This is a genomic window from Reichenbachiella ulvae, assembly GCF_025833875.1.
Classification (GTDB): domain Bacteria; phylum Bacteroidota; class Bacteroidia; order Cytophagales; family Cyclobacteriaceae; genus Reichenbachiella; species Reichenbachiella ulvae.
Genome location: NZ_JAOYOD010000001.1, coordinates 5044439 through 5052500, shown reverse-complemented (window position 1 = coordinate 5052500; position 8062 = coordinate 5044439). Strand labels below are relative to the sequence as shown.

Here is an 8062-nt window from a genome sequence, read left to right as displayed (position 1 = left end):
TTTGAACCTCTTAAATGCTCCGAAAAACATCCAACCTCAAGGCTCAAAACCTTCATCATTTTGCCAACATTTCAATTCAAAAACAACCCTCTTAGCTGTCTCTCTCCCAAACGGGACGCAAAGATAAAAACACTCTGCGCTAACTTCCAAATAAGAATTGAGATTTATTTTTTTAATTTTTCTAACCCTTCAGAGATCTCCCTAACGCTTTATACCTGCTAGCTTCTCCCCTATCAATTCTATCCTTCTTCAGTAAACTTTCCAGCACTCTGCTAGTGCCTTTTCCCTCAAACGGGACGCAAAGATAAACACACTTTTCCCTCTTTTCCTAACACCGAAAACAAATAAATCTAAACTTTTAATACACATCACCTCAACCCCTTGAACACCTGAAACTTATAACCTAAATTATTTTTGAATACTGTTAACAGTGCACCTCAAAGACTTACTTATTGGTCCATTGACTATGGAAATACTTGGAAAGGGGTTTATCCTTTCTTTGGAATGTATGAGCACCGAAGTAATCTCTCTGCGCCTGAATAATATTAGCAGATGATTGCTCATTAGTAAAACCATTGAGATAATTCAAAGCTGCAGCATATACTGGCAATGAAAGAAACATCTGTAATCCCTCTGACACAGCTTCTGTCAATTCCTTACGACTTCCTTTTAACAAATCCACAAAGGAAGGTGCCAAAAGCATATGTTCTTCAGGAGAAGCTTTGAAGCTACTCACAAGCTCTTCCATCAAACTAGAGCGAATGATGCAACCATTGGTCCATATCCGAGCAAGCTGGGAAAGATTGATTCCCCAGTTGTTTTCTTCAGAGGTCTTCTTGATCATCTCAAAACCAATGGCATGGTTGATAACCCTAGCAGACTGATAGGCTTGTTTGATTTTGGGGATCAGTGTTTGCAAATCCCGTTCAATGACTGGCCTCTCACCGTAGAGCCTGGAAGCCCTTATCCTGAGCGGCTTTTGTGCAGAAAGGCATCGGGCCATGACCGATTCGGAAATCGTACTGAAAGGAACACCCACATCTAGCGCTGCTGTGGTAGACCATCCTCCTGTACCTTTTTGCCCAGCAGCATCATAAATCAGATCGATTAGGTATTCATCTCCATCCTTTACCGTCAGTAGATCAGCAGTAATCTCTAGCAGGTAGCTTTTTAAGTCTCCTTGATTCCAGTCCTCGAATAACTCAGCCATTTGATCGATGGGCATTCCTGCGGTTCTCAGCATAGCATAAGTCTCTGCGATCAATTGCATCTCTGCATATTCGATTCCATTGTGTACCATCTTTACAAAGTGGCCAGCACCTTCTCGTCCTATATAGGTGCAACAGCCTTCATCATTCTTGTCTCGGGCCGCAATCCGTTCTAAATAGGGAGCAATCTTTTCATAGGCCTCCTTATCTCCGCCTGGCATCATGGATGGTCCTTTGAGCGCGCCTTCCTCTCCACCTGACACACCGCAACCGACAAAGTGGATTCCCTTTTCTTTTAAATAGTCATTTCTTCGTTTGGTATCATGATAATGAGAATTGCCTCCATCGATGATTATGTCCCCGGGATCCAATGAAGGCAAAAGGTCTTCAATCACAGCATCCACGGCTGCACCCGCATTGACCATCAGCATAATCTTGCGCGGAATCTCTAGCTCAGAGATAAATTCCTTTAGCTGATTGGTTGCGCGAAGATTTGGCTTATCAGAATTCTCCGACAAAAACTGAGGAACAATGTGCTCTTCTCCTTCGGCCTGCCTATTATAAGCCAATACCTCTACTCCATGATTGGCCAGATTCAAGGTCAAGCTCTTTCCCATCACACCCAATCCTATCAATCCAAACTCTGATTTCTTACTGCTCATTGATTCTAAAACTGTATTAATAATCTCTTCGGGTGAATCCTCCACGTTCACCTCTATACCATATTTCGGCTTTTCGAGAGTTGCCAACTGAGAGTCCAGCAATGCGGGATTGAAAAAATGCTGCTTGCGCTGCTGCAATCTTTCGGTCAACACCTCCTTTGTCCCTGCCAAATGAACCCAATGGATTTTCTGATCCCCTGAAGACAAAATCTTCCTGTATTTTTCCTTCAGAGCTGAACAAGCCAACACCAAGCCTTTCTCCTTGTTCTCATCTATCAGACCCGCCAAGTCAAGTAACCAGGATTCTCGATCCTGATCATTGAGTGGCTGGCCTGAAGCCATCTTGTCTATATTCTTCTGAGGATGATAGTCGTCGGCATCCGCAAAGGGCACCGACAAATGCTGACTCAGGAGCTGACCAATGGTACTCTTACCAGACCCACTGACTCCAAAAACTATAACTATGGGCTTATCCGTTGTCTTTTGCATCTATCAATTCAAACTTCCCTTCTAATCCTTCTGCCGCATTGGGACCTATCCAAATCTTGAAGGTACCAGGCTCTAACACCCATTCGCCTTTTTGATTATAAAACTCAAGATCCTTTAAAGCCAATTCAAACGCTACGGTTTTACTCTCACCTGGAGCAAGGCTTACACGCCTAAAACGTTTCAATTCTTTGACTGGGCGTGTCAAGCTAGCAAACATATCCTGTGCATACAACTGTACCACTTCGGTCACTTCTTTATCTCCTACATTTTTTATAGAAGCAGACACTTTGATTGTCTCCTGATCTAAAGAAATCTCGGAAGGAAGTGAAAGCGCATCATATTCAACCTGACTGTAGGTCAACCCATAGCCGAAAGGATATAATGGATGAAACCCTTCGTCCAGGTAATGGGACGTATTGCCCAAGGAACTTTGCCATGCATGAATCGGAATGTCATCGATATGAACAAAACTTTCCTCGCTAGCTGGTCGCCCTGTACTCTTGTGATTATAATAGATCGGAATTTGCCCTACTGACTTTGGCCAGCTGACCGGTAGTCTGCCACTAGGAGAAGCCTGTCCTGTAATCAAATCGGCGAGAGCAGGCCCAGCCATTGTGCCAGGATGCCAGGCAAAAAGCACAGCATCCACTTTGTCTAAAACATTGCCCAACGTAATGGGCCTGCCCGCCAAAATAACCAAGACGATCTTCTTGTTCGTCTCGGACAGCTTAGTAATTAATTTCTCTTGTGCACCCGGCAAATTGATGTTCGCCCGGCTATGTGCCTCCCCTGATAAGATAGCCTCCTCTCCTGCAATGAATAGTACCACATCTGAAGCTTCAGCCGCTTTGATGGCGTCTGCAAATCCCTCCTCAGTCTGGTCTCTACTAAAACTTAAACCTTTGGCAAAGGTCATTCTCTTCCCAAAAGCTTCCGAAAGGCTGGTACGCGGGGTAACTGAATGTTTTTCATCTCCATCAAATATCCAGGTTCCCAATTGCTCCCGTGGTGCATCTGCTAAGGGACCAATTACGGCTACTTTCGACTTTTTAGGATTAAGAGGCAAAATATTGTCCTTATTTTTCAACAAGACCATGCTCTGCATCGCTGCTTCTTTGGCGTCTGCCAAATGGTCCTCTGCATAAAGTACGTCTTGTTCAGGATCGAAATAGGGATTATCAAATAGTCCCATTCTAAATTTGATCCGAAGGATGTTTCTCACTTTTTCGTCCAATTGATCCATGGACAAGCGCCCCTCCTCGATCAACTCTTTCATGTGCTTCTCATAAGCCTGGCTGGTCATCTCCATATCAAGTCCTGCCTTGGCCGAACTGAAAGCCGCTTCTTTGGCGTTCGGGCTGAAACCGTGTGCAATCATTTCTGTGATGCTGTTCCAGTCGCTCACCACAAAACCATCAAATCCCCAATCCTTTCTCAACACATCTTTTAATATGTATTCATTGCCTGTGGCTGGCACCCCATTGAGTTCGTTGAAAGAAGACATGAAGGTCGCCACACCTGCATCCGATGCAACTTTGAAAGGTTTCAAGTAGACATTGTGCAAAAGCGGGTCGCTGATATCGGCGGTATTATAGTCCCTACCTCCTTCGGCAGCTCCATATCCAACAAAATGCTTGGCACAGGCAGCCAATGAGTTGCCATTACTCAGATCATCAGTTTGAAACCCCTTAATGGCCGCTTCCCCCATAATAGAAGACAAATAAGGATCTTCGCCAGCTGACTCTGCGATTCGTCCCCATCGAGGATCTCGAGCTATATCGATCATCGGTGCAAAGGTCCAGCGGATCCCCTGAGAACTCGCCTCAATCGCCGCTACTCTAGCACCACGTTCTACTATATCTGGATTCCAGGTAGCAGCTTGTCCCAGAGGGATCGGGAAAATGGTTTTGTATCCATGTATCACATCTCGAGCAAAAATGAGCGGGATGCCATTGGGACTTTCCTCCACGGCAATTCTTTGGAGTTCCAGGATGGATTCCTTGCTCTGCACATTGAGAAACGAACCAACTTTTCCCGCTCTGACACTGGACTTAAGTTCTTCTGAAATTCCTCTTTCACGTGAGGACGTTCCTCGCTGGTTAAGTTGTCCTAATTTCTCCTCTAAAGACATTTTGGATAATAGCGCTTCGATGCGCTGATCTTCTTCGGGTCGAGAGGTATTAGGGTGATTCCAACTAATAGCGACCAAAGCAATGGCTATGATCACCAAAATCGCCGGATGTTTTAAGTACTTATGATTCATCTTGATTTATTCGAGTTTTCAGAAATCAAAACTAGAAGGACTAATCACGGAATCGTTGCATAAATATTTCAGATTGGAGGGGTAAATCTATCAAAGCGATAAAAACTCGCTTTTATCGCTTTGATAGCCTATTTATTTGGATTGAAAAATCTGCAATGGTCCTTGATTGCTGGCTATGGCAAACTTCTTTGATTCCATATCCAATAATTGAATCTTCTTGGTATCATGAGGAACTAACAATCCAGATTCAGCTAATGTCAGGGAGTTAAACGCTCCATTTCCATCTCCGAGCATCACTAACCCAATGCTGGAATCATTTCGAGGCGTTTCGACTTCAGAAGCATACAGTCCTCCCACCGCGATCAGATCCTTATTGCCATCATCATTTACGTCCAGAACCAACCAATCATTGATCGGTGAAAATTGGGCTTCAAACGGAAGTGCTGTGGAAATAAATTCACCCGCTCGGTTTTCTAAATAAATACTTGAAAAATCTTCGACTTGAAAATGATAACTGTTTGCCAGCTTTTCATCTCCGAAGATATCCTGAACGCTCGCAGTAGAGAAAGAATTGTAATCCTTGTAGGCCACTTTGATAGCAGGGATCTGCTGTGAGGAACACTGCCTACCGCGCACAGGGTATTCTTCCCCTTCACTGTGATAGCTCAATACAATATCGCTCTTTTCATTGTTATCAAAATCATCTGCATAAATAGCGAAAGGAGCCTCTTTACTCGCCTGGTATTTGTAATTCCTTCCCAGATTACCCAAGACATAATCCAAATCGCCATCTTGATCAAAATCTGCTTGCTCTATACTAAACCACCAGCCATTGGTATTCCCTGGGAATAGTTCGTCCGACTGATTTTCGAATCCTTGAGCTGTACTGACGAATGCAGTAATAGGCATCCACTCTCCTACTAGCAGCAGGTCTTTTCTTTCATCTCCATTCAGATCAGTCCAGAGCGCATCCGTCACCATCCCAATGTTTTGCAAACCATCAGCAATTGAGCCGGTCACATCTTCGAATTTCAATTGTCCAGATTCAGACTTGTTTTCTAATAAATAACTGTGTCCCGGAAAAGGATAATGCTGCGCTTCATGTCGACCACCCACAAACAAATCCAGATCACCATCTTGATCATAATCAAATGGACGAACACATGATCCACTATGATACATCATAGGTAGAGCCCCAGCAGCTAATTCAAAAACTCCATCCTGATTCAATAACAACCTATCCTGATAATTTTGATGACCATCGGCATCCTGATTGCCTCCGCTCACTATATATAAGTCCAGATCGCCATCCTGATCTGCATCGAAAAACGCTGCGTCTAGATCTTCGTGCCAAATATTTTTCTCTTTAAGTTCCTGTGCAGTAAAGGTCCCATCTGCATTTTGCAGATACAAACTACCTAAATAACCAGAAGCCGCTCCATAATAAAAATCCAACAAGCCATCTCCATTGATATCTCCTGAGGCCATAGCTGGACCAAAATTCGACATCTTATGAGGAAGCAGTACCTGCACCTTGAAATCATCGAAATCGTTTTCAACATGTTTGACTGGAGTAATCAGCTCATCGGTCAACTCTGTGAGCAGGACTTTTGTGGCTCCTTCCGATGGTCTTAGTCCTTTTGATTCTGAATTGGTGCTTATAGTTAGAGTCTGGTTGGCAGCTACATCATTCATTGTTTTGACCAACTGACCAAACTTGAATACCTGAATAGAATCCACGGTCGTATATTTCCCCAATCCAAAATGAAGGATTGGCTCTACGGATGACTGAAAGCCTCTGGATACATTGAGTTGCTGCACCTGATGCAAGCCATTATTATATAGGTGAACTTCTGAACCAATCGCCAATGGATTTTGCTTTGATCCTTCCAGCCTTATTTTCAGGTAATTTCCAAGAGCCAATTCATTGCTATTACTTTTATAAATCAAGGCTTCATCATCATAGTTGTTGATGATTATTTCTAAATCACCATCATTATCCAAATCAGCTGTAGCGACACCATTTGAAAAGCCCTTATAAGCTATCCCCCAATTCTCATTTTCCTTCTGAAAGCCCTTACCTGATTGATTGCTATAGATGTAATTCTGAATAGGTTCGGAGGGTAACAAATCCGTTAACTTCTTCAACTCCTGATCAGAGGCACGCGCAATTTCCTTTTCATGCTTTTTGAAGAAATCCTTGTTGTTAATTTCTTTTCTGGTGCCATTGGTCACAAACAAGTCTTTGAAACCATCCTGATCAAAATCTGCAAAAAGCGGGGCCCAACTCCAATCCGTAGAAGACACATCAGAGATCCATGCCACATTGCTCATTACTGGCACCCCATTCACAATACCACGGTTCAGTTGAAGAGAGTTATACATATACTGATAGTGAAAACCATTATTGACCGTAGACCAAAATAAGTCAGGATTCATGCTGGCCATATTGGCTTTTTGCCTTCGGTTATCTTCCGCAGACATATCTACCTGCATCAGATCAATCAGCCCATCATTGTTGATGTCTGCGGCATCTGTCCCCATCCCATAAAAAGAGGTTTGCTGGGTGATTTGCTGCAACTCATCCTTGAAAGTCCCGTCTCCCTGATTGATATAAAAGTAATCAGGAGAGCTAAAATCATTGGAGACATAAATATCCTGATAGCCATCCTGATTGTAATCCGCCACTGCTGCACTTAACGACAGCCCAAAAGACAGCAACCCTGACTCGATAGTTACATCTTGAAAATCACCTTCTCCATCATTTCTGTATAAATGGTCGCTCTTTTCTAATGTCACCGTGTTCATCATATGCTTGTACTGCATAGATGAGGTACTGAAACTGGTGATTGGGTAGTTAGCTATATAAACATCCAAATCGCCATCATTGTCATAATCAAAGAAACTAGCCTGTACCGAATTGCCAGCATCTGCCAGTCCATATTCCTCAGCGGACTCTGTAAAAGAAAAGTCTCCGTTGTTAATGTATAATTCGTTTTTGCGATCCTGACCCAGACCAGCGACACTCACATAGATATCCATCCAACCATCTGCATTGATATCCACCGTGGTTACTCCAGTGTACCATTTATGTTTTCGGCCCTGAATACCGGCTCTTTTGGATACATCTTCGAATCTGAGACCAGAAAGGTTTTTATAAAGTGCATTAGAAACCATATTCCCAGTAAAGAACAGATCTTGATAGCCATCATTATCAAAGTCTGCAATGGCTACTCCTCCACCCATGTAGAGATAGGGATATTTAAAATAGTTCAAAGTATCACTTTCAGTCACATCATTTGAGAATGTAACACCCGAATCTTCACTACTAATCGATTCGAATCGCGATACGTTTTGTTTTTTTTGGTCTGTCTGACAGGAAAATATTAGGGTGGAAATAAAGGTTACGAATAGTAAAGTATTGAATTTCATCATTCTGT

The 8062-nt window shown here is 43.1% G+C and carries 3 protein-coding genes; all 3 read right to left on the bottom strand.

What is annotated here, in order from left to right:
- Positions 1-445: 445 nt before the first annotated feature.
- Positions 446-2359 (bottom strand): decarboxylating NADP(+)-dependent phosphogluconate dehydrogenase, encoded by a 1914-nt coding sequence (gene gnd, locus N7U62_RS20790; protein ID WP_264140043.1) that lies wholly within the window; start codon positions 2357-2359, stop codon positions 446-448.
- Positions 2340-4622, bottom strand: a complete 2283-nt coding sequence (bglX, locus tag N7U62_RS20785; protein WP_264140042.1) for a beta-glucosidase BglX — start codon at positions 4620-4622, stop codon at positions 2340-2342. Before bglX ends, gnd begins: the two co-directional genes overlap by 20 nt.
- A gap of 132 nt (positions 4623-4754) precedes the next feature.
- Positions 4755-8057, bottom strand: a complete 3303-nt coding sequence (locus N7U62_RS20780; protein WP_264140040.1) for a VCBS repeat-containing protein — start codon at positions 8055-8057, stop codon at positions 4755-4757.
- Positions 8058-8062: the final 5 nt, after the last annotated feature.

Bases quoted from the DNA above. Each gene is read 5' to 3' on its own strand.
- gnd (WP_264140043.1), bottom strand. From the start codon at position 2,359: ATGCAAAAGACAACGGATAAGCCCATAGTTATAGTTTTTGGAGTCAGT.
- bglX (WP_264140042.1), bottom strand. From the start codon at position 4,622: ATGAATCATAAGTACTTAAAACATCCGGCGATTTTGGTGATCATAGCC.
- N7U62_RS20780 (WP_264140040.1), bottom strand. From the start codon at position 8,057: ATGATGAAATTCAATACTTTACTATTCGTAACCTTTATTTCCACCCTA.